The sequence below is a fragment of the Vulgatibacter sp. genome, from assembly GCF_041687135.1.
Lineage (GTDB): Bacteria > Myxococcota > Myxococcia > Myxococcales > Vulgatibacteraceae > JAWLCN01.
Genome location: NZ_JAWLCN010000016.1, coordinates 43,436 through 65,042, shown reverse-complemented (window position 1 = coordinate 65,042; position 21,607 = coordinate 43,436). Strand labels below are relative to the sequence as shown.

The 21,607-nt window shown below is 71.3% G+C and carries 17 protein-coding genes, 5 tRNA genes and 1 other RNA gene; 7 read left to right on the top strand and 16 right to left on the bottom strand.

Features of this window, described 5'->3' with window-relative positions:
• Positions 1-77: 77 nt before the first annotated feature.
• A complete protein-coding gene (locus ACESMR_RS23245; RefSeq protein WP_373049524.1) occupies positions 78-620 on the bottom strand; it encodes a hypothetical protein in 543 nt (180 codons plus the stop codon).
• Positions 621-889: 269 nt separating this feature from the next.
• Between ACESMR_RS23245 and ACESMR_RS23240 the strand changes: the two genes are divergently transcribed.
• The 7 genes from ACESMR_RS23240 to treZ all read left to right on the top strand — a co-directional run bounded on the left by ACESMR_RS23240 (position 890) and on the right by treZ (position 11,859).
• Positions 890-2,788, top strand: a complete 1,899-nt coding sequence (locus tag ACESMR_RS23240) for a hypothetical protein (protein ID WP_373049523.1) — start codon at positions 890-892, stop codon at positions 2,786-2,788.
• A 436-nt stretch (positions 2,789-3,224) separates the two neighbouring features.
• On the top strand, positions 3,225-5,072 hold the full coding sequence (locus ACESMR_RS23235) for a 2-oxoacid:acceptor oxidoreductase subunit alpha (RefSeq protein ID WP_373049522.1): 1,848 nt from the start codon (positions 3,225-3,227) through the stop codon (positions 5,070-5,072).
• Positions 5,072-6,085 carry a 2-oxoacid:ferredoxin oxidoreductase subunit beta gene (locus tag ACESMR_RS23230; RefSeq protein ID WP_373049521.1) on the top strand — a complete coding sequence of 338 codons (1,014 nt, stop codon included), beginning with the start codon at positions 5,072-5,074 and terminating at the stop codon, positions 6,083-6,085. Before ACESMR_RS23235 ends, ACESMR_RS23230 begins: the two co-directional genes overlap by 1 nt.
• 154 nt (positions 6,086-6,239) lie before the next feature.
• Positions 6,240-7,679, top strand: coding sequence for a hypothetical protein (locus ACESMR_RS23225; protein ID WP_373049520.1), 1,440 nt, complete (start codon positions 6,240-6,242; stop codon positions 7,677-7,679).
• A 112-nt stretch (positions 7,680-7,791) separates the two neighbouring features.
• On the top strand, positions 7,792-8,421 hold the full coding sequence (locus ACESMR_RS23220; protein WP_373049519.1) for an AraC family transcriptional regulator N-terminal domain-containing protein: 630 nt from the start codon (positions 7,792-7,794) through the stop codon (positions 8,419-8,421).
• Positions 8,422-8,482: 61 nt separating this feature from the next.
• The gene (locus ACESMR_RS23215; RefSeq protein WP_373049518.1) at positions 8,483-9,907 is read left to right on the top strand and encodes a hypothetical protein; all 1,425 of its coding nucleotides are present in this window, start codon (positions 8,483-8,485) and stop codon (positions 9,905-9,907) included.
• Positions 9,908-10,005: 98 nt separating this feature from the next.
• Positions 10,006-11,859, top strand: coding sequence for a malto-oligosyltrehalose trehalohydrolase (gene treZ, locus ACESMR_RS23210; RefSeq protein ID WP_373049517.1), 1,854 nt, complete (start codon positions 10,006-10,008; stop codon positions 11,857-11,859).
• On the opposite strand, the gene ACESMR_RS23205 is transcribed toward treZ, so the two are convergent.
• The 15 genes from ACESMR_RS23205 to ACESMR_RS23135 form a co-directional block, all read right to left on the bottom strand.
• Positions 11,860-12,483, bottom strand: coding sequence for a hypothetical protein (locus ACESMR_RS23205; RefSeq protein ID WP_373049516.1), 624 nt, complete (start codon positions 12,481-12,483; stop codon positions 11,860-11,862).
• Between the two features lie 118 nt (positions 12,484-12,601).
• Positions 12,602-13,093 (bottom strand): SixA phosphatase family protein, encoded by a 492-nt coding sequence (locus tag ACESMR_RS23200; protein WP_373049515.1) that lies wholly within the window; start codon positions 13,091-13,093, stop codon positions 12,602-12,604.
• A complete protein-coding gene (gene recR / locus ACESMR_RS23195; protein WP_373049514.1) occupies positions 13,093-13,701 on the bottom strand; it encodes a recombination mediator RecR in 609 nt (202 codons plus the stop codon). Before recR ends, ACESMR_RS23200 begins: the two co-directional genes overlap by 1 nt.
• Before the next feature lie 7 nt (positions 13,702-13,708).
• Positions 13,709-14,032, bottom strand: coding sequence for a YbaB/EbfC family nucleoid-associated protein (locus ACESMR_RS23190; protein ID WP_373049513.1), 324 nt, complete (start codon positions 14,030-14,032; stop codon positions 13,709-13,711).
• A gap of 57 nt (positions 14,033-14,089) precedes the next feature.
• Positions 14,090-16,444, bottom strand: coding sequence for a DNA polymerase III subunit gamma/tau (gene dnaX, locus ACESMR_RS23185; RefSeq protein WP_373049512.1), 2,355 nt, complete (start codon positions 16,442-16,444; stop codon positions 14,090-14,092).
• 108 nt (positions 16,445-16,552) lie between these two features.
• Positions 16,553-18,274, bottom strand: a complete 1,722-nt coding sequence (locus ACESMR_RS23180; protein ID WP_373049511.1) for a hypothetical protein — start codon at positions 18,272-18,274, stop codon at positions 16,553-16,555.
• 131 nt (positions 18,275-18,405) lie between these two features.
• An RNA gene (ffs, locus tag ACESMR_RS23175) (signal recognition particle sRNA small type) lies at positions 18,406-18,502 on the bottom strand.
• A gap of 10 nt (positions 18,503-18,512) precedes the next feature.
• Positions 18,513-18,602: transfer RNA gene (locus tag ACESMR_RS23170), tRNA-Ser, on the bottom strand.
• 48 nt (positions 18,603-18,650) lie between these two features.
• Positions 18,651-18,741 (bottom strand) — tRNA-Ser (locus ACESMR_RS23165).
• A gap of 67 nt (positions 18,742-18,808) precedes the next feature.
• The gene (tadA, locus tag ACESMR_RS23160; RefSeq protein ID WP_373049510.1) at positions 18,809-19,294 is read right to left on the bottom strand and encodes a tRNA adenosine(34) deaminase TadA; all 486 of its coding nucleotides are present in this window, start codon (positions 19,292-19,294) and stop codon (positions 18,809-18,811) included.
• Between the two features lie 7 nt (positions 19,295-19,301).
• Positions 19,302-19,378: transfer RNA gene (locus tag ACESMR_RS23155), tRNA-Arg, on the bottom strand.
• Positions 19,379-19,393: 15 nt separating this feature from the next.
• A tRNA-Ser gene (locus ACESMR_RS23150) sits at positions 19,394-19,485 on the bottom strand.
• Positions 19,486-19,549: 64 nt separating this feature from the next.
• Positions 19,550-19,641: transfer RNA gene (locus tag ACESMR_RS23145), tRNA-Ser, on the bottom strand.
• 107 nt (positions 19,642-19,748) lie between these two features.
• On the bottom strand, positions 19,749-21,032 hold the full coding sequence (gene serS / locus ACESMR_RS23140) for a serine--tRNA ligase (protein ID WP_373049509.1): 1,284 nt from the start codon (positions 21,030-21,032) through the stop codon (positions 19,749-19,751).
• Positions 21,033-21,036: 4 nt separating this feature from the next.
• Positions 21,037-21,579, bottom strand: a complete 543-nt coding sequence (locus tag ACESMR_RS23135; RefSeq protein WP_373049508.1) for a hypothetical protein — start codon at positions 21,577-21,579, stop codon at positions 21,037-21,039.
• Positions 21,580-21,607 lie beyond the last annotated feature (28 nt).

The window sequence follows — 21,607 nt, the reverse complement described above, 5'->3', positions numbered from 1 at the left end:
CTACCGTCCGCCGATGCAGAAGGCCCGCGGCGTCGATGCGCCGCGGGCCCTCGTCCGCTCCAGAAATGGAGACACGCCTATTCGAAGCGCAGCTCACCGCGGAAACGCTCGCCGCGGAGCAGCTCCGCCAGCCGCTCGGCGTCACGCCTGCCGCGGCGGCCCCTGCTCGCCAGCACGAGCTGCAGCGCCGGGGCAGCCACCCGGCTGCGCCGCGACAGGCGCCGGGCCGCGAAGAGGTGCGGCAGCAAGAGGCCTGCGAGGAAGAGCCCCGCCACCGGCAGGACGCGCGCAGCGAGCGAGCCTTCGGACTTCTCCTTCGCCGGGTGGCGATCCACCGGTCGCGGATGGGGCGGCATCACCTCCGGGTGGGCCTCGACCCGGCGCCGCGCCGCCTCCCGCTCGCCGCCCCTGGTGCCGAACATCTCCAAGCCGCCGCTGCGGTAGCTGGAGGCGGGCGTCCTCTCCCAGACCTCGCTGCCTCCCCCCTCGCTGCCCGCGGCGAAGCCCTCCCCGGTTGCCTCCGATCCCGTGATCGGCACCGGCCCTGTGGCCATGCCCACGAAGACCCGGTCCTCCACCACCTTCGAGCCACCCTCGCCCGGCCGCCGCTCGTCGCTCATGTCGATCCCTCCTTCAGCGGAGAAGCTGCTGCCGCGGACCACCCCCGCAAACCCTGGGGCGCGAAGGTGCGGTCGGGGATCGGCCGGTGCGCGCAGGGGCGCCTCGGCAGAACGGTGGGCGGGGGAGCGGGCTCGGGCACGGCGACGGTCTGTGCAAGCCTGTTGCGCGGAGCGTGCGCCTTCTACCCGAGCCCCCGCTAGCACGCAAGGGGCGCACTATCGGCCCTCGCCTCCCTCGGCGATGACGCCCGCAGATTGGGAGGAACCGAATGCGCATCTCGATGAAGATCCTGGCGGCCTTCGCGGCTGCGGCCCTGGCGGCCTGTGGCGGCGACGGAAACGGCGGCAGCACCGGCGGAAGCGGGGGCACGGGCGGTACCGGCGGCGTCGGTGGAACCGGCGGCACGGGCGGCACGGGGGGTACGGGCGGGACCGGTGGCACGGGCGGCACCACCTGCCCCGACGCCGACGACGACGGCGTCTGCGACGACGAAGACATCTGCGACGCCGGCCCCGACGATGTGGACGCAGACGAAGACGGCGTTCCCGACGCCTGCGACGCCTGCCCCGGCAGCGACGACACCCAGGACGTGGACGACGACGGGATCCCCGACGACTGCGACGTCTGCCCCGGCGGCGACGACCAGGCCGATGCCGACGACGACGGCCTCCCCGACGCCTGCGACAACTGCCCCACGGTGGCCAACCCCGACCAGGCCGACGAGCACGGCTGGACGGCGCTCGAGATCCCCTACGAGACCTGGCCCGACGCCGCGAACGAGCTCGCCCTCGGCGACAACGAGACGAGCCAGCTGATCGAGATCGGCTTCCCCTTCACCTACTTCGGCGAGAGCTTCACCCACTTCTCCGTCTCGGCGAACGGCTTCGTCACCCTCGGCCACCGCGCGGTGGAGTCGGGGAACGGCGGCGAGCCGATCCCCTCGAAGCTGCAGTACAACGTCTCGAACCGGATCAACGGCGTGATCGCCGCGGCGTGGGGCGACTTCGATCCCACGGTGCAGGGCTCGATCCGCTACGCCCTCGCCGGCGAGGAGGGCAGCCGCTACCTCCTCGTCCAGTGGAAGGACCTGGTCCACAAGGGCCTCGACGCCAGCGCCGGCACCCTCGACGTGGCCCTGGTCCTCCGCGAGGACGGCACCGTCGATCTCCACGCCGGCAGGATCCCCCACGATCCCCGCACGCCCGCGCTGCGCATCACCCGCGGTGTCGAGGATCCGAGCGGCCGCATCGCCATCCGCCGCGACGGCGAGAGCAGCACGCCCTTCTCCCTCGAGGAGAGCGCGCTGCGGATTCATACCGGCGCCGCTCCGGACGGCGTCGGCGACGCGTGCTCGCTCGCGGTCTTCGACAGCGACGGCGACGCCGTCCCCGATCACGAGGACATCTGCCTCGTCGGCAGCGACACCGAGGACGCGGACGGCGACGGCGTGCCCGACGCCTGCGACCGCTGCCCCGGCGGCGACGACGCCCTCGACGCCGACGACGACGGTGCCCCCGACGCATGCGACACCTGCGGCGACGGCATCCCCGCTGCAGACTTCGACGGCGACGGCAACCCCGACAGCTGCAGTGACGCCTGCATCGGCGACGACGCCAGCGGCGACGCGGACTTCGACTTCGTCTGCGATTCGCACGACGTCTGCGCCGAGAGCGACGACTACGACTCCTCGTGCAACACCCTCCCCGCCCGCGGCGGCGGCGGCATGAACCACACCTACGAGTGCCCCGAGGGCGCCTGGGCGGTGGGCCTCGCCACCCGCTACGACGGCATCGACGATCCGATGGGCCTGAAGCTCGTCTGCAAGGACGCGAGCGGCGCCGTCACCCGCGTCGGCGAGTGGGGCGCGGTCTCGCAGAACCTGCCGATCACCGAGCTGCGCTGCGACGCCGAGACGCCGGACGGACGCCTCGTCGGCCAGCACGTCGCCACCGGCCCGCTCTTCGAGACCGCCCGCTACATCGCCGGCATCGGCCTGCTCTGCGAGGCGAAGGAGCTGGGCAGCCGTTGGGTGGTCCAGCCCCGCAAGGTGCCCACCGCCCGCTTCGCAGACCCCTGCACGGGCCTGGACGAGGTGATCACCAAGATGCAGATCCGCACCGGCTGGCTCATCGACGACGTGCAGTTCACCTGCTCCGAGCTGCCCTGATCGAGTAGCCCCCCACACGTGCGGCCGCCGTCCGGCACCCCGGGCGGCGGCCGCTCGCGTTTCGATTCGTCGGCCCAGCAACTTCCTGCCGCACCGCGCCACGAAGAAGCGCGGCTTCTGCGCTTCCCACAGCGCCGCTACTCTCCGCGCAGGCGGCGGCCGTCCGCCTCTGGACCTCGACACGCCCCTTGGGTACAAGGCACCCGCGCCAAAAGGGCTCGGCAGCTCGCACGCCCGACGGCGGATCCGCCAGGCCTCACCCCACCCCGTTGCCGACCGGGCGAAAGACGGTGGCATGAGTGGGGGGAGGTCCCTGTTGGAATGACGACCAGCGTGGGGAACTTCGGCCTGGCGCCCAGGGTGCGCAGCTTGATCCCCCGAAGCCCGGACTGCCGGGCACTCGCCCCCCGCGCGGGAAGAAGGTTTCGAGGAGCCCATGGAGAGCCAGCCCAACATCAGCCAGCGGCCCCGCCAGGAGCTGGATCGCGTCACCATCCGCTTTGCCGGTGACTCCGGCGACGGCATGCAGCTCACCGGTACGGAGTTCACCCGCGCCACCGCGGTGGCGGGCAACGACCTCCGCACCTTCCCCGACTTCCCCGCCGAGATCCGCGCCCCCGCAGGCACGCTCCCCGGCGTCTCGGGCTTCCAGCTGCAGTTCGCCAACGCCTCGGTCTACACCCCGGGCGACGTGCCGGACGTGCTGGTGGCGATGAACCCGGCCGCCTTGAAGGCGAACCTCAAGGACCTCAAGGTCGGCGGCCTCCTCATCGTCAACCTCGGCGCCTTCACCACCCAGAACCTGACCAAGGCGGGCTTCCAGAGCAGCCCCCTCGAGGACGGCTCCCTCGACCGCTTCCAGGTCGTGCAGGTGGACATCACCAAGCTCACCGAGACCGCACTCCACGGCTCGGGACTCTCCACCCGCGAGATCGGCCGCTCGAAGAACATGTTCGCGCTGGGTCTGATGCTCTGGCTCTACCAGCGCCCCACCGAGCCCGCCCTCCGCAACATCCGCACCAAATTCGCGAACAAGCCCGACGTCGCCCAGGCGAACGAGAAGGTGCTGCTCGCGGGCCACGCCTACGGCGAGACCGCCGAGCTCTTCGCCAACACCTACGTGGTGCGCAAGGCGGAGATCGCGAAGGGCACCTACCGCAACGTCTCGGGCAACCAGGCGCTGGCGATGGGCCTGCTCACCGCCACCAGGCTCTCGGGGCTCAAGGGCTTCCTCGGCTCCTACCCGATCACCCCGGCGTCGGACATCCTCCACGAGCTCTCGCGCCACAAGCACTTCGGCTTCACCACGTTCCAGGCGGAAGACGAGATCGCCGCGGTCTGCGCCGCGATCGGCGCCGCCTTCGGTGGCACGCTGGCGGTGACCACCTCCTCGGGCCCGGGCATCGCGCTCAAGCAGGAGGCGATCGGCCTCGCGATCATGACCGAGCTGCCGCTGGTCGTGATCAACGTGCAGCGCGGCGGCCCCTCCACCGGCCTGCCCACCAAGACCGAGCAGGCGGATCTCTTCCAGGCGATCTACGGCCGCAACGGCGAGGCGCCAGTGCCGGTGATCGCAGCGGCGACGCCGAGCGACTGCTTCCACGCGGCGATCGAGGCGGTGCAGATCGCGCTGCGCTACATGACGCCGGTGATGCTGCTGACCGACGGCTACATCGCCAACGGCCAGGAGCCCTGGCGGATCCCCGAGGTCGCTTCGCTCCCGAAGATCGACGTGCACTTCCGCACCGATCCCGAGGGCTACCAGGTCTACGCCCGCGACGAGAAGACCCTGGCCCGCGCCTGGGTGAAGCCGGGGACCCCCGGCCTCGAGCACCGCATCGGCGGTCTCGAGAAGGACTTCCTCACCGGCGGCGTCTCCTACGATCCGGCCAACCACGAGCGCATGGTCCACATCCGCGCCGAGAAGGTGGCCCGGATCGCGCAGGACTATGCGCCGCTGCAGGTCAACGGCGAGCGCTCGGGCGACGTGCTCGTGGTGGGCTGGGGCTCGACCCACGGCTCGATCACCGGCGCGGTGGAGCAGCTCCGGGCGAAGGGCCGAAAGGTCTCGCACCTGCACCTGCGCAACTTGAATCCCCTGCCGAACGACCTGGGCGATCTGCTCCGCGCTTTCACGCACGTGGTGGTCCCCGAGCTCAACCTCGGCCAGCTCGTGCAGATCCTCCGCTCGAAGTACCTGGTCGACGCGAAGGGCATCAACAAGGTCCAGGGCAAGCCGTTCACCGTGAGCGAGCTCGTCGCCCGCATCGAGGAGGTGGCGTGATGAGCGGCGACATCGTCAAGCTGACGCGCAAGGATTTCCAGTCGGACCAGGAGGTCCGCTGGTGCCCCGGCTGCGGTGACTACGCGATCCTGAATTCGGTGCAGAAGGTGATGCCCGAGCTCGGGATCCCGAAGGAGAACATCGTGTTCGTCTCGGGCATCGGCTGCTCCAGCCGCTTCCCGTACTACATGAACACGTACGGCTTCCACACGATCCACGGCCGCGCGCCGGCGATCGCCACGGGCCTGAAGACCACGCGTCCGGACCTGCAGGTGTGGGTGGTGACCGGCGACGGCGACGCGCTGTCGATCGGCGGCAACCACTTCCTCCACGTGCTCCGCCGCAACGTCGACGTGAAGATCCTGCTCTTCAACAACCGGATCTACGGCCTGACCAAGGGCCAGTTCTCGCCGGCCTCCGAGATCGGCAAGAAGACCAAGTCGACGCCCTACGGCTCGATCGACGCGCCCTTCAACCCGCTGCAGGTGGCGCTCGGCGCCAACGCCTCCTTCGTCGCGCGCTCGCTCGACGTGGATCCGCTGCACCTGCAGGGCGTGCTCCACCGCATGGCGCAGCACAAGGGCTCGGCGTTCGTCGAGATCTACCAGAACTGCAACGTCTTCAACGACGGCGCCTTCGATCCGCTCACCAACAAGGCCACCAAGAGCGAGACCACCGTGCGCCTCGAGCACGGCAAGCCGGTGACCTTCGGCGCAAGCGGCAAGAAGGGCATCCGCCTCAACGGCTTCGAGGCCGAGGTGGTCACCGTCGGCGAGAACGGCGTCACCGAGGCGGACCTGCTGGTGTGGGACGAGAAGTCCTCGCCCGCCCTCTCCTTCCTCCTCGCCGGCCTCGGGCCCGAGTTCCCGGTGCCGCTCGGCGTCTTCCGCGACGTGGACCGCCCGGTGCACCACGAGCTCGAGATGGCGCAGCAGAACGCCGTGGTGCAGCAGCGCGGCGAGGGCGACATCGAGAAGCTCCTCCACGCCGGCGACACCTGGACGGTGGAGTAGCGCCCTTCCGCTTCCACGCGGCATCGAGACGGCGGGCATCCCCCAGGGAGCCCGCCGTTTCTCGTTCGGCATGGGAGTGCAATTCCCCGCGCTACCCGCGCGCTGCAGCGCCGTGGTCTCTCGCCTTCCGAAACCTGCTTTCCGGAGACGAGTGATGCGCCCCATCGCCCCCACCCTCGCCCTGGCCCTCCTCGCCGCGGGCTGCACCTTCGAGTCGACCGAGCCCGAGAGCTGCTCGGTACAGCAGCTCGAGGACGGCTCCACCGCGATCCGCTGCGGCGACGGCACCACGGCGCACATCCCGGCGACCGAGGCCTGCACCGTCGTCGAGAACGGCGACGGCACCAGCACCATCACCTGCCCCGACGGAACGACGAGCACGGTCGGCGGCTGCAGCGTCGAAGGAAACGACGACGGCACCCGCACCATCACCTGCGCCGACGGCACCTCCGTCACCGTGCGGGACGGCGAGGACGGCAGCTCCTGCTCCGTCGCCGACAACGGCGACGGCACCAAAACCATCTCCTGCACCGACGGCACGGAGGTCACGGTCCGCGACGGCGCGGACGCGCCGGAGAGCTGCACCGTCACGCCCCGCGGCGACGGCACGCTCCTGCTCACCTGCCCGGACGGGAGCACGCGGATCATCCCGGTGGAAGAATGCGACGGCACCCTCCGCGGCGGCGACTTCGCCAACGCAGCAGCCTGGGAGCTCTCGGGTGGCGCGCGGATCGACACCCAGGCGCAGGGCGACGATCCCGGCGTGCTCCGCTTCGATACCGCCGCGATGTGCGGCGGCGCTGCAGCCGCGGTGCAGCGCGTCTGCGTGCCGCCCTACGTGCCGGGCGAGGCGCTGCGCCTGCGCAGCCGGGTGGGGCTGCGGGGCTGCCTCGACGGCGCGGAGTGTTTCGGCGGCTATCCCTCGCTCCTCGTCGGCGGCTTCGACGTCGGCTTCGCCGCCAGTGGCCCGACCGGATTCATGGAGCACTTCTCCTGCCTCGGCGAGAACCACTACGGCAGGGCCTTCGACGTCGGCATGGTGGCCGTCGACGACCGCATCGCCCCCGCGTGCCCGGTGCGCAGCGTCGAGCTGGAGGTCGACGCGATCGAGCTGGAGCCCGCGCCGCGCGGTTTCTGCCCGCCCCCCGGCACCATCTTCAACGGCGGCTTCGACGCGGAGGGCGGTCTCGGCTGGGAGCTGCTCCGCGACGCCACCTGGTGGTTCGACGGCACCGATCGCGAAGCCCAGCTCTCCATCGCCGCCGGCAGCTGCGGCGCCCCCTGGCTTCGCGGTTTCGTCTCGGTCCCCGCGCAGCCGCTGCCCAACGTCGCCGTCGAGTTCACCGCACGTGGCAACGCAGGGAACCGGCTCGCGCTCTACCTCACGGGACACACCTCCCTCGAGGTCACCGCCACCGGCGAGCCGCAGACCGTGCGCCGCTGCCTCGCTCCCACCTCCTTCGGCAACACGCTCGAGTTCGGCATCCACGCGCACAACTACGATTCCGAGACGGGAGGCTGCCCGCAGGCGGTCGACTGGCGGATCGACGACATCCGCTTCGTCTCCGACCCACTTTGTGTGGCAAACCCGTAAAGCCGGGATTCTCTTTGGTTTTCGGGCGACCTCGGCGCCCCCTGCCGGCTGTGCGACAAGGCTGGCCGGGGGCGCTTGCCGTGCCCTCCGATCACGGGGTAGAGCGTGCGACATGATCGCACCTGCCCTCCAGCACCGCGTCCTCGCCCTCGCCAACCAGGTCGGCCCCCGGGCCGACCTCGAGGGCGCCCCCGCCAGCCTGCACCGCTACAGGGTCCGCAAGTCGGAGACCGTGCGCGACGACCTCAGTTCGGCTCCGGTCCTCGAGTTGGTCCTCGAGGGTCGGAAGACGATCTGGCGCGACGGCAACCGGGAGATCTTCCGGGCGGGCCAGCTCCTCCTCCTGCCGGCGGGCCTGCCGCTCGACGTGACCAACGAGCCCTGTGCGGAGTCGGGGGTCTACCGGGCGATGCGTCTCGAGTTCGCCCCGGACGCGATCGCGCGCTTCCGCGCCAACTGGCCCGAGGCGCCGGAGCGCCTCCCCGGCGAGGCGCCGCTCCGGGTCGCCGTCGACGGCCCGCTGGTGGAGTCGCTGGGGCACGCCCTCGAGGCGCTGCTCCAGCCCGAGCACCACGGCAGGCTCACCGCGATGAACCGCCTCATGGAGGTGCTGCTGCGCCTGCGCCGCCAGGGCAAGCTCGCCGATCTGATCGGCGACGTCGCCGAGTCGGAGCCGGCCGCCGCCCTTCCCAGCCGCGTCGCTGCCGCAACCGCCTCGTGGGCAGCAGCCCCACTCCCGTGATCGGCTGGGCCTCCCCTGCACATGGGCGGTAGACTCGCCCCCCCTTGCACGGGAGTACCGGATGACGACGAAGCGCCTCCTGGTCGCCCTCGCGACCGCATGGCTCTCCGCCTGCGGCGCAGGCGAGGACGGTAGGGACGGAACCTCCTGCACGGTGCAGGAGCGGGCCGACGGGACGGGCCACGAGCTCGTCTGCGCGGACGGCACCACGGTGCCCCTGCCCGAAGGGCCGCAGGGCGAGCCCGGCACCTCCTGCACCGCCACCGAGAACGGCGACGGCTCCCGCACGATCGCCTGCGCGGACGGCACCAGCATCGTCATCCGCGACGGCACCGACGGGACCGACGGCGAGGATGGCAGCGACGGTGAGGACGGCACCTCGTGCACCGTGACCGACAACGGCGACGGGACCAAGACCGTCTCGTGCGAGGACGGCACCAGCGTCGTGGTCGCAGATGGCATCGACGGCGAGGACGGCACCTCCTGCACGCTCACCGACAACGGGAACGGCACCGCGGATCTCGTCTGCACCGACGGCAGCCGCGTCACCATTCCGCTCGTCCAATGCCGCGGTGATTTCTTCGCCGGCGATTTCAGCATCGGCGGGCCCTGGCAGCGCGAGGGAGCGGCGGACGTGGACGAGACCACGCCGGGCCACGACGGCCGCGGCGCCGGCTACCTCCGCCCCGCCGCGGTCTGCGCCCAGGACACGCTCTCCCAGACGGTCTGCATCGGCGGCCTCCACGAGCGCGGCCCCCTCGTGCTCTCGCTCTGGCAGCAGACCGATTGCCCCGGCTGCACGCAGGAGACCGCGGTCACCATCGGCGCGGGCACGGTTCCCGTCGCCCTCGGCGCCGCCAGCGACACCTGGAGCGAGGCCCGTCTCTGCGTCGGAGAAGCGGGCTATGGCGACGCGATCGCCTTCGCGCTGCAGAGCCTCTCGGCGCCAGCGAGCTGCGACGGTACGGGCACGACGCCGGGCGTCTATTTCGACGACGTCGCCCTCGAGGAGGCGCTGCCGCTCGAGTGCCCGGCGGTGGGTGAGGTGAGGAACGGCGACTTCGAGCAACGCCTCTTCGGCTGGCAGATCGAGCAGAGCGGCCGTGGGCTGGTGCTGCTGGAGCTGAAGCCGGATGGAAATTCGGTGCTCTTCCAGGCCCTCGACGACTGTTCCGAAGCGACGGCGACCGGCCTCGTCTCGGTGCCGCTGCCAACCACCCTGCCCGGCGCGGCGCTCCAGCTCCGCGCCGCCGGGATGAGCGAGATCGAGGTGCGCTTCAACGGTGCCTCGACCGGAAGCACCTTCACCGGCACCGGCAGCCGCGAGGTGCTCACGGCCTGCATCCCCGACGAGCTGGCGGGCAACGCGGTGGCGGTGCAGATCGGCCTTCCCGCCCGCCGCAGCACCAATTGCACGAGCTCGCTGCCGCGGGAGTGGGTGGTGGAGGAGGTGCGCCTCGTCGCCGATCCGGTGGGCTGCCCGTAGCGGGACGTCGGCCAGGCCACGCCCGGGCGCGGAGCGGGGGTTGCCGCAGGCGCCCCCCGACGGCACTTTCGGTCGTTCCTTCCGGAGGAGATCGATCGATGCACGGCGAGAAGCCCCGCGAGTCCTACCCACTCGGCGCCCACGTGCTGCCGGGCAGTCGCTGCTCGTTCAAGGTCTGGGCCCCCCGAGCCCACGGCCTGCAGCTCGAGATCCTGCCGCGGCACGACGCCGGCGAGACCCGGCTCTACGATCTCGAGCCCCACGGTGACGTGCTCGGCGTGGTGGTGGACGACGTGGTGGACGGCGACCGCTACCATTTCGTCTTTCCCGACGGCAGGCGTCGTCCCGATCCCCGCTCGCGCCGGCAGCCCGACGGCGTGCACGGCCCCAGCGCCGTGGTGGATACCGCAGCCCTGGGCTTCTCCGCGATCCGCGGCGACCGCCTCGACGCGCGCGAGCACGTGATCTACGAGCTCCACGTCGGTACCTTCTCGCGGCGGGGCACCTTCGACGGCGTGATCGACCGCCTCTCCCATCTGCGCGACGAGCTCGGCGTCACCGCCATCGAGATCCTGCCGGTCTCCTCCTTCCCCGGCAGGCGCAACTGGGGCTACGACGGCGTGCACCTCTTCTCGGTGCAGGAGAGCTACGGCGGGCCGAAGGGGCTCGCGCGGCTGGTGCAAGCGGCGCACGAGGCGAACCTCGCGGTGATCCTCGACGTCGTCTACAACCACTTCGGCCCCGAGGGGAATTACCTCCGCGAGTTCGGCCCCTACTTCACCAGGAAACACGCGACACCCTGGGGCGAGGCGATCAACTTCGACGACGAGGGTGCGGGTTTCGTGCGCTCCTTCGTGATCGACAACGCGCTGCAGTGGATCCGCGATTACCGCATCGACGGCCTGCGCCTCGACGCGATCCACGCCATCGCCGACGACAGCCATCCCCACGTCCTCGCCGAGGTCGGCGCCGCGGTGCAGGCGGTGGGCGGCTTCGTGATCGCGGAGAGCGATCTCAACGACCCCGTCACCATCCTCGGGCGGCCCGACGGCTGGGGCCACGACGCGCAGTGGAGCGACGATCTCCACCACGCGCTGCACGCCCTCGTCACCGGCGAGCGCAGCGGCTACTACGAGGACTACGGGCAGGTGGGCGACGTCGCGGGGGCGCTGGAGCGCGGCTTCCTCTACGACGGCAGCAGGCCCTCGGCCTTCCGCGGCGGCAGGCACCACGGCATGAGCACCCGCGGTATCCCGGCGGAGCGCCACGTGGTCTGCATCCAGAACCACGACCAGGTCGGCAACCGCGCCAGGGGCGATCGCATCGCCCACATCGCCGGCACGGAAGCGGCGAAGGTCGCAGCCGCCACGGTGCTGCTCGCGCCGGGGATCCCGCTGCTCTTCATGGGGGAGGAGTACGCCGCGCCGCAGCCCTTCCCCTACTTCACCTCGCACTCCGATCCGCAGCTGGCGAAGGCGGTGACCGAGGGACGGCGCCGGGAATTCGCCGCGTTCTCGTGGCAGGGCGAGGTGCCCGATCCGCAGGCGGAGGAGACCTTCCTCTCGGCGGTGCTGCTGCCCGATGATCACGAGCGCGCGCCGCACGCAGGCGTCTTCGCCTTCTACAAGGCGCTCATCGATCTGCGCCGCAACCACCCGGCCTGCCGCGGCGACGAACGGCAGACGCGCACCAGCGTCGGCTTCGACGAAGCGACGAAGGTGCTCTGGATGGAGCGGTGGTCGGGGCAAGGCAAGCGGCTGCTGGCGATTTTCTCGTACGGCGCCGAACCGGTGAGACTCGCCGCCACCCTGCCGCAGGGGCCCTGGCAGCTCGCCATCGACAGCGGCGGCGGGCGCTTCGGCGGAGGCGGCGGCACGGCGCCGGCGACGCTCGAGGGCGGAACCTCCACCCTCGAGCTGCAGCCGACGACGGCGTGGGTCTACACCGCCTGATCACTCGGTCGCAGGCGCGTCCTCGCAGGTGAAGAGCGGCCGGACGCTGCCGAAGAGCGGCATGCTTCCGTCGCCGGCGCCGTTGACGATCACGGTCACCGTGCCGTCGTCGCCGCCGCTGGCGTAGCCGACCCCCGGCATGCCGAAGAGCGCGCCGTTCTCGCACTCGAAGAGCTGCATCATGCCGGCGCGGAGGGCCGAGCCGTCAGGGCAGGTGACGGTGACGCTGGAGACGGTCGCTTCGATCTTCGCGGTGCCCGCATGCGTGGTGATCGCCTGGCTCGAGCTGCTCTCGCCACCGGTGGAGCGCGCGGCGAAGCAGTCGGCGCCGTCCCTGGTGGCGGTGAAGTTCCAGTCGTGGCCATCCTCAGGGAGCGGGCGCGGCACCGGCTCGGTGAAGGAGATGGCGAAGCCGTCCTCGTAGCTGCAGCTGGTGCGATCGGCGGAGAAGGTGCCCGCGTCGTCCGGCGCCGGGAGGCAGCTGCTCGCAGCCAGGGCGACCTGCCGCCAGCAATTGTCGGGCTGGTCGAACCACTCGCAGGTGAGCTTCTTCGGTGCGTCTTCGTCGCCGCCGCAGGCGGATGCGAGGAGGGCCAGCGCAAGGGCGTAGGTGAGCTTCTGCATGGGGCGGCTCCTGGTCGTGGATGGAGAGCCACCACCCTGCAACCGCCGTGCGCGGCGCAAGCCCGCGGAAACGCAGGTGTGACGACAGGGGCGTGCCCACTGGAGCACGACACCGCTGTCACGCCGGCGGGACGAGGAGCTTCGGCGGCTCGCCGGGGACCAGGTGCCAGGCGAGGCGTGGCGCACCTTCGCCTTCGGGCAGATCGAGGGCGAGGATCGCGCCGGGCTGCAGCGGCGCCGGCACGCTGCGCAGGCCGAGGAGGAAGGCGGCCAGCGCGCCGATCAGCGGCAGGTGGCCCACGAGCGCGAGCGTTTCGCCGTAGCGATCGTCGACGAGCTGCGCCGCTGCGGAGACCCGCGCGTCGGGGGCGAGGGCGGTGGTCACCTCCACCGGCCCGTCCAGGCCGAAGGCGGCGAGGCCGATCTCGCAGGTCTGCACCGCGCGCACCAGGGGCGAGACGATCCAGCGGGTGGGGGATCCGCCCTGCTCCGCCCAGATCGCGGCGCTGAGGCGGAAGAGGCGGCGCCCGTCGTCGGTGAGGGGGCGGTGCTCGTCGAGCTCGGTGCCGCCCGGCGCTGCGATGCCGTGCCGGACGAGATAGACGCGCATCAGATCTCCCGGCGGCCCGCGAGCGCGCGGGCGAGCGTGACCTGGTCGGCGTATTCGAGATCGCCGCCCATGGGGACGCCCTGGGCGATCCGGGTGACGCGCACGCCGAGGGGCTTGAGCAGGCGGGTGAGGTAGAGCGCGGTGGCCTCGCCCTCGACGTCGGGGTTGGTGGCGACGATCACCTCCTCGACCCGCTCGCGCCCTTCCGGCGGTGTACCGAGGCGGCGGACCAACTCCTTGACGCGGAGCTGGTCCGGGCCGATCCCGTCGAGGGGAGAGAGCGCGCCGTGGAGCACGTGGTAGCGGCCGCGGAATTCGCGGGTGCGCTCCACCGCCAGCAGATCGGGCACGTTCTCGACCACGCACACGATCCGATCGTCGCGCCGGTCGTCGCTGCACGTCGCGCAGGGGTCTCCCTCGGTGAGCGTGCAGCACACCGAGCAGAGGCGGACCTTCTCCGTCACGTCGACGATGGCTGCCGCCAGATCGCGTGCGTACCCCGGCTTGGAGCGGAGGATGTGGAAGGCGAGTCGCTGCGCGGTCTTCTCACCGATGCCGGGCAGCTTGGCGAGCTCGGCGGTGAGGCGCTGGATCGGGTCGGGGGTCAAACGGGCCTCACATCGTCAGGCCGGGGATCTTGATGCCGCCGGTGAGCTTGCCCATCTCGGCATCTTCCTGGACCTTGGCCTGGGCGAGCGCCTGGTTCACGGCGGCGACGACGAGATCCTCGAGCATCGAGAGGTCGTCGGTGTCGACGGCCTTGGGATCGATCTTGAGCGAGACGAGCTCGCGCACGCCGTTGACGGTGGCGGTGACCAGCCCGTCGGCGGCCTTGCCCTCGACGCGGACGGTCTCGGCCAACTCCTCCTTCTTCTTGTTGGCCTCCTCCTGCATCTTCCGGACCTGGCGCATCAGCGTGTTGAAATCGAAACCGGGCATTTCCTGACTCCCCTGGCCGGCCCGAAGGACCGGCTTTCGAAAAAGCGGTGCGGCAGTCTACCGCTCCTCCAACACTTCGATGTCGTCGATTTCGCCGCCGAGGATCGATTGCACCGCGAGGACCGCAGGATGCTCGCGGGCCTCGGCGCGGAGGCGGAGGCGCCGCTCCTCCCGCGCCTTGCGCTCCGTATCCGCCACGGACGCAGGCGCGTTGGCGGCCGCCTCCTGCAGCTTGAGCTTCGTCGGCGCGCCGAACCAGCGGCTCAGCATCTCCTCCACCTGCCGGGCGAAGGTGCTCTCGAGCTGGCTCCGGTAGAAATGGCCCGCCGGTGGGTAGCCCAGCGCCACCTCGCCGGGCCGGAGCCAGAGGAGGCGGCCCTCGGAGAGGCAGGAGCCGATGATCGTGTTCTCGCGGCGCAGGCCGTCGACGGCGTCGCGCCAGCGGGCGTGGACGTCGGCGGTGGGATCGTCCGCCGGCGCGGGCACGGGAGCTGTCGCGGAGGCCTGCGGCGCGGGCTCGTCGCGGCATTCGTTGGTGGCGCAGCCGCCGGGCATCTCCTCCCGCGGCAGCGCGCGCACCTCGCCGCCGCCGGAGAAGCCGGGCTCCTCGTCGCCCCACGACGGCATGTCCTCGTCGCCGGGCGGCGGCGGCTCGTCGTCGCCCCAGGGCGCAGGCGCCGGCGCGCTCGCCCTGGCGGCGATTGCCGCACGAAAATCGGGCCTGCCGGCGCCGGGACCGGGACCGTTCGGCGCAGGGGGTCTGGCGCCGAATCCGCTCCGGCCCTCCGGCGGGCGTCCGCCCTGCATCCCCCGGGGCACGGGCATGCCCGCCGGGATCTCGAAGGGCACCCGGGAGCCACCTGCCGCAGGAGGAGACGGCGCCTGCCGCTGCTGTTGCTGCACCGGCGGCGCGAGGGGACGCGCTGCAGCAGGCGGCGCTACCGGACCAGTCGCCGGTGGCGGGCTGAAAGCGCGCGGCGCACCATGGGGTTCTTCGTCGCTGCCACCTGCCGGCGGCGTGCCGCGCCCTGCAGGCCTGCCCCCCGCCTGCCGGGGCGCCGCCCTGCCGCGGGTGAGGGCCTCCACCTGCTGGAGCAGATCGTTGGTGGGCATCTGCACCGGCCGCTGCGGCGCCGCGGGCCGCTGTTGCTGCGGCGGCTGCCCGTGTGACACCGGCGGTGCCATCGGCGCCCGCTGCTGCTGCGGCGGTCCCCGCTGCGGCGCGGGAGCCGGCGCCGCCTGCATCGGCTTCGGCATCGGCGCCGTGCCGCTCGCCAGCGCCCCTGCCACCGCGTCGAGCCGCGCCGCGAGATCCGCCAGCCCCTGCGCAGGCGCCAGGTGCACCGCCGAGAGCAGCGCCACCTCCAGCGCCAGCCGCGGCTGCGCCGCGTAGGAGAGCTCCCGGATCGCGTGGTGCACCAGGTCGAAGAGCCGGGTGATCTGCGTCGCGTCCGCCTTGCCGGCCTGCTCGACCAGCAGCTTCTGCTCCACGTCGCCGCGATCGCCCGGCGCCTGCCCGATCGCCTTCACGTAGACGAGATCGCGCAGGTGCTGCGCCAGCTCCTCGCAGAGCCGCTTCGCGTCGACGCCGCGGTCGTAGACCCGCGCCAGCGACTCGATCACCCGCTTGCCGTCGCGTTCGAGGAGCCCGCCTGCGATCTCGTGGACCACGGTGCGATCGACGAGGCCCAGCGCCTCCTCCACCGCTCCGTCCTCGATCTGCGTCCCAGCCGAAGACAGGAGCTGGTCGAGGAGCGAGAGCGCGTCGCGCATGCCGCCGTCCGCCTGCCGCGCCACCAGCGCCAGGGCCCGGTCGGAGATCGCGATCCCCTCGGCGTCGCAGATGAAGCGCAGGCGATCGACCATCTTTCCCGCGGGCACCCGGCGGAAGTTGTGGCGCTGGCAGCGGGAGAGGATCGTGTCGGGGAGCTTCTGCGGATCGGTGGTGGCGAAGACGAACTTCACGTGCGGCGGCGGCTCTTCGAGCGTCTTGAGCAGCGCGTTGAACGCCGCCACCGAGAGCATGTGGACCTCGTCGATGATGAAGACCTTGTGCCGGTCGCGCTGGGGCAGGTAGCGGGCCGCTTCGCGGAGCTCGCGCACGTTGTCCACGCCGTTGTTCGAGGCGCCGTCGATCTCCACCACGTCCACCGAGGAACCCGCCACGATCTCGCGGCAGGCCTGGCAGGTGCCGCAGGGGGTGGCGGTGGGGCCTTCGTGGCAGTTGAGGGCCCGGGCGAGCAGGCGCGCGGTGGTGGTCTTGCCCACGCCGCGCGGGCCGCAGAGGAGGAAGGCGTGGGCGACGCGATCGTGGGCGATGGCGTTGCCCAGCGTCTGGACCACGTGCTCCTGGCCGGTGACGTCCTCGAACGCCTGCGGACGGTATTTCCTCGCCAGGACCAGGTAGCTCATCGACGTCTCCCGCGGTGCAAGAGGGAAGGGTTTAGCCTGTCCCCTCGGCGCGGGACAAGCCTGGCTTGGGAGAACCGCCGGCGGCGCCCGCGCCATCCGCGCGCGCGATCAGCGCGGCGCCTGCTCCAGCGAGAGGTGGAGCACGCCCCGGATCCCCTCGGGCACCACCGTGCCGTGGAGGAGCACGTTCTCCACCTGCTCGAGGAAGGCCGCCTCCTCGAGGAGGAGCGCCCGCACCACCGCTGCCTCGGCGCTCCGGGCCTCGCTCTGGCGGAGGGCCTCGAGGATGGCGCGAACGTCGAGGAAGAGCGCCTGCTCGCCAGGGGCGCCGAGGGCCTCGAGCCGCGCGCCGAAGTCGGTGGTCCCCTGCCCCGGCGCGAGCTCCCGCCGCGCCCGGATGGTGGCGATCTGGAGGATCCCCTCCTCCAGCCGGTAGAAGAGCGGCCCGCGCTGCCACCAGCCGCCGCCTGCCCGCTGCGCTGCGGCGGCGAGGGCCTGCTCCACCACCCGCGCTGCCTCGGCGCCCTGCAGCTCCACCTTCGCCAGGATCGGCGGGTGGGTGTCGGCCCCTGCGCCGCCGAGCCCTTCGCGCTGCAGGAGCATCGCCACCAGCTCGGTGAAGCCGGCGGGATCGAAATAGAGCGCCGCGGTGGCCCTGCCGGTGGTGGCGTCGAGGAGCCTGCCCAGGGGCACGCCCGCCCGATCCGCCACCAACCCCTCGAGCAGCGCCCGCTGCAGCCGGTTGGGCACCGCCTGTCCGAAGGCAGCCTGCGGCTCGAGGGAGAGGGAGAGGAAGCCCACCGCCCCCTCGGGATAACGGCCCAGCTCGGCAGAGCCGCCCTCCCCCTGCGCCACCACCCCGCGCAGGCCCTCCACCTGCTCGGGCGGCAGCGGCACGCCGAAGCTCGCCTCCGCGGCCTCGTCCGCGAGGGCGAGTCCCACCGCCAGCGGCATCCAACTGCCGTCGTCGTGCTGGATCTGGGCGAAGAAGATGGCGTCGTCGCCGGGCGCCAGGGCCCGCGCCTGCTGGAAGCGCTCGGAGGCACCCAGCCCCGCGCCACTCGTGGCGAAGGCGCCGACGGTCTCCTCGATCGGGCCGGGCTCGGCGCTCGCCCGCAGCAGCAGGTAGCCGTCGACCAGGGCGAAGGCCCGCATTTCGCCCTCGGGGAGGATGCCGACGAAGAGTTGGCCCGCCTCGGTCTCGATCGGCTCCACCTCGCGGACGTCGAAGAGGCGCTGCGCCAGCTCGATCGCCTTCCCCTCGTCGAGGATGCCCACCGCGATCCAGGCGGCAGAGGCGTCGAAATCGAAGACGGCGATCCCCAGCCCCTCGGCCGGATCGATCCCCTGCGCCACCAGCTGGCCCGGATCCGCCGGATCGGCGCCGAGGCGCTGCGCCACCCGGTCCAGCGTCTCGGTCACCTGCTCCGCCGGGAAGAAGCGCCGTGCGAAGGACGTGAAGCGCTCGAGGCGCGACCAGCCGTCGGGGAGGACGAGGGCGAAGCGCACGCTGGCGGGGATCGCCCGGAGCACCGGCCGCGGCGCGACCTCCACCTCGAAGCGATCGGCGCCGCCGCTCCCCTCCACCGTGACGGTGTACTGGCCGGGGACCTGCCAGGCGTGGCGGAGCACCCGCCCTTCCACCGGCTCGCTGCCGTCGCCGGGGCTCCAGCGGAGCGCGTCGTCCTCCGGTGGTGGCTCCGCCAGCGCGATCTCCATCGTCTCGCCGGCGAAGGCCTGCTGCCGCGCCGGCGCCACCGGGCGGAAGCCCGCGCAGCCGGCGCAGAGGACGAGGAGGAGGACGGTGACGGAGAAGCGGGGTGCGCCCATGTCGGCTCCAGGCCTTGCGGCAGGGGAGCCGCAGCAATGGCGGCACTGTAGTGCGGCGAAGCGGTGCTGCCCACGCCGAACGCGCACAAAAAAAGCGGCGATCCCCGGAGGGATCGCCGCTCGACAAGAGTGATAGCCGGGCAACCCGAGTACACGCGGAGGTGCGCTACCGTTGCTCCCTTCCGGGCCTGGCGGGGTTCACGACCCCGCGTTACCACGGACCCGGCTATCGCAATGCTGGCGGAGAGGCAGGGATTCGAACCCTGGGTACCCTTGCGAGTACACACGCGTTCCAGGCGTGCACCTTCAACCGCTCGGTCACCTCTCCAAAACGAACGCCGGTGCGGGGTTGATTCCGCACCGGCTTATTCAACTGTGGCGGAGAGCGAGGGATTCGAACCCCCGGTACCCTTGCGGGTACACCTGATTTCGAGTCAGGCGCCTTCGACCAGCTCGGCCAGCTCTCCAAAATCTGTTGCCGGCCTCTCGGCCGACGAAAGCCGCGCTCCATCGAGAACGCGGCTCCTTGTGCCTCTAGCCCCCGCTGCTTCGGGCTGCCTTCCCCGCTGCGCGCTTGCGCCGGAAGAAGTCGGTGAGGAGTGCGCCGGACTCCTCCGCCCGAATCCCGCCCACCACCTCGATGCGGTGGTTGAGCCGGGGGTCGGTGCAGATTTCGTAGAGGCTCTGCACCGCGCCTGCCTTGGGGTCGCTCGCGCCGTAGACCAGCCGATCGACCCGGGCATTCACCATCGCCCCTGCGCACATCGCGCAGGGCTCCAGGGTGACGTACAGGGTGACTCCAGTCAGGCGCCACCGACTCAGGTTTCGCGATGCGTTCCGGATCGCGTCGAGTTCGGCATGCGCCAGGGGGTCCGTCCTGCATTCCCTGGCATTGCGTCCCGTGCCGACGATCTCGCCCTGGTAGATGGCGATGGCACCGACTGGGACTTCGTCCTCCGCTGCGGCTTTCCTCGCTTCCTCCAGCGCGAGGTCGAGGAAATGTTCGTCAGCGGGGTACATCAAAATATGGCGGGCCCTGCAGGATTCGAACCTGCGGCCTTCGGATTCGTAGTCCGACGCTCTATCCAACTGAGCTAAGGGCCCGTACTTTCCTTCAAATGGCGGAGAGAGAGGGATTCGAACCCTCGATACGGTGTGACCCGTATGCCGGTTTAGCAAACCGGTGCCTTCGGCCTCTCGGCCATCTCTCCCTAGGGAAGTTTCTGCTGCGGGAACGACGGCTGGCACGACCGGGATTCCCGCTATTCGATTGTCTGGCGGAGGAGGAAGGATTCGAACCTTCGGGACGCCTCTCAGCGCCCAGCGGTTTTCAAGACCGCCGCCATAAACCGCTCGGCCACTCCTCCGTGGCCTCCGCCTGTCGCTTCGTTGTTGCCGTCGCGACGTGGGCGGCTTCTTAGCGCAGGCTCCGGCGGGCTTGCAAGCAGGATTTCGCCGGCGCCTCGAAAAACTTTCAGCGCAGCTCTTTCGCGCCGCCGAGATAGGGCTGCAAAGCCTCCGGAATTGCTACGCTTCCGTCCGCCCGCTGGTACTGCTCGAGGATCGCCACCACGGTGCGGCCGATGGCGAGCCCGGAGCCGTTGAGGGTGTGGACGAAGCGCGGCTTTTCGCCCTTGGCGGGGCGGAAGCGGATCTGCGCCCGCCGCGCCTGGAAGTCCTCGAAGTTCGAACAGCTCGAGATCTCGCGGTAGGCGCTCTGCCCCGGCAGCCAGACCTCGATGTCGTAGGTCTTGGCGGCGCCGAAGCCGAGGTCGCCGGTGCAGAGCGCCATCACCCGGTAGTGGAGGCCGAGGCGCTGGAGGATCTCCTCCGCGTCACCGGTGAGCTTCTCCAGCTCCTCGTAGGAGCTCTCGGGCCTGGTGAACTTCACCAGCTCCACCTTGTGGAATTGGTGCTGGCGGATGAGCCCCTTGGTGTCCCTGCCATAGCTCCCCGCCTCGCGGCGAAAGCAGGGCGTCCAGGCGGTGTGCCGCAGCGGCAGCTGTTCGCCCTCGAGGATCTCGTCCCGGTAGAGGTTGGTGACCGGGACCTCGGCGGTGGGGATGAGGAACTTCTCGTCCTTCTGCTCCTCCTCCCGGGTCTTGAAGGCGTCGTCCTCGAATTTCGGGAGCTGGCCGGTGCCGGTCATCGACTCGCGGTTGACCAGGTAGGGCGGGAGCACCTCTTCGTAGCCGCGGCTCGTGTGCACGTCGAGCATGAAGGCGGCGAGGGCCCGCTCGAGCCTGGCGCCCATGCCCCGCAGCACGACGAAGCGGGCGCCGGAGAGCTTCGCCGCCCGGTCGAAGTCGAAGATGCCGAGGGCGGTGCCGAGCTCGTCGTGGGTCTTCGGCGCGAAGTCGAGGGCGCGCTTCTCGCCCCAGGTGCGGACCTGGACGTTGTCGTCCTCGCTCCTGCCCTCCGGGGTGCTCTCCGCCGGGAGGTTGGGCAGGTAGAGCAGGGCCTGCTCGAGCTCCGCCTCGATCCCGCGGAGCTTCTCGTCGAGCCCCTTGATCTGGCCGGAGAGCTCCTTGAGCTCGGCGCGGGCGCCGGCGAGGGCGTCGCCGCCCTGCTTCGCCAGCACCTTCATCTGCTCGTTGGCGGCGTTCTGCTTCTGCCGGAGGCTCTCGCTCTCCTGCAGCAGCGTGCGGCGCTCCTCGCCGAGCCGGCGCACCGGCTCGAGGTCGATGCTGCCACCGCGGCGGGCGAGCTTCGCCGCCACTTCGTCGAAGTTGGAAAGGACGTACTTCAGATCGAGCATTCGCTTACTCCGCCCACTCGGGAGGGTCTTCGCCTTCCACCATGTCCTCGAACGGCTCGCCGCGGCGGACGCCGTAGTAGATCCAGGCGGAGGCGTCGGGATCGTAGACCTTGTCCTCGAAATCGGCAGGCCGCACCGCATCGAGCGCCCGCGCGAGGGCCTGCACCACCTGCTCCCAGTCGGGACGCTTGGCCTCGTCGCCACCCAGCATCGCCCCTTCGGCGCTCTGGTAGAGATAGGCCTCGCTGACGTCGCCCTCCGGGCCACGGACGAGCACCGGATAGGTGAAGGCCTCCGCCAGCGCTTCCGTGCGGTAGGGCGGCGAACCTGCCAGCGCCTGCAGCTTGCCGCGCAGCTCCGGCATCGCGAGGTCGAGCGGCGCGATCGGCTGGCCGAGGATGGAGAGGTGCAGGTCGAGTTCGGCGAGCAGGAAGGCGTAGCCACCTGCAGCGAGGGTCCGCTCCGGGACCGGCTCGCCGCTCTCGGCGGCTCTCTGTGCGCTCCGCAGCGTGGCCTCGGCGTCGGCGCGACGCTCCTTCAGCCCCATGGATGCTCCTTGTGGCCTCCCGTGGCTC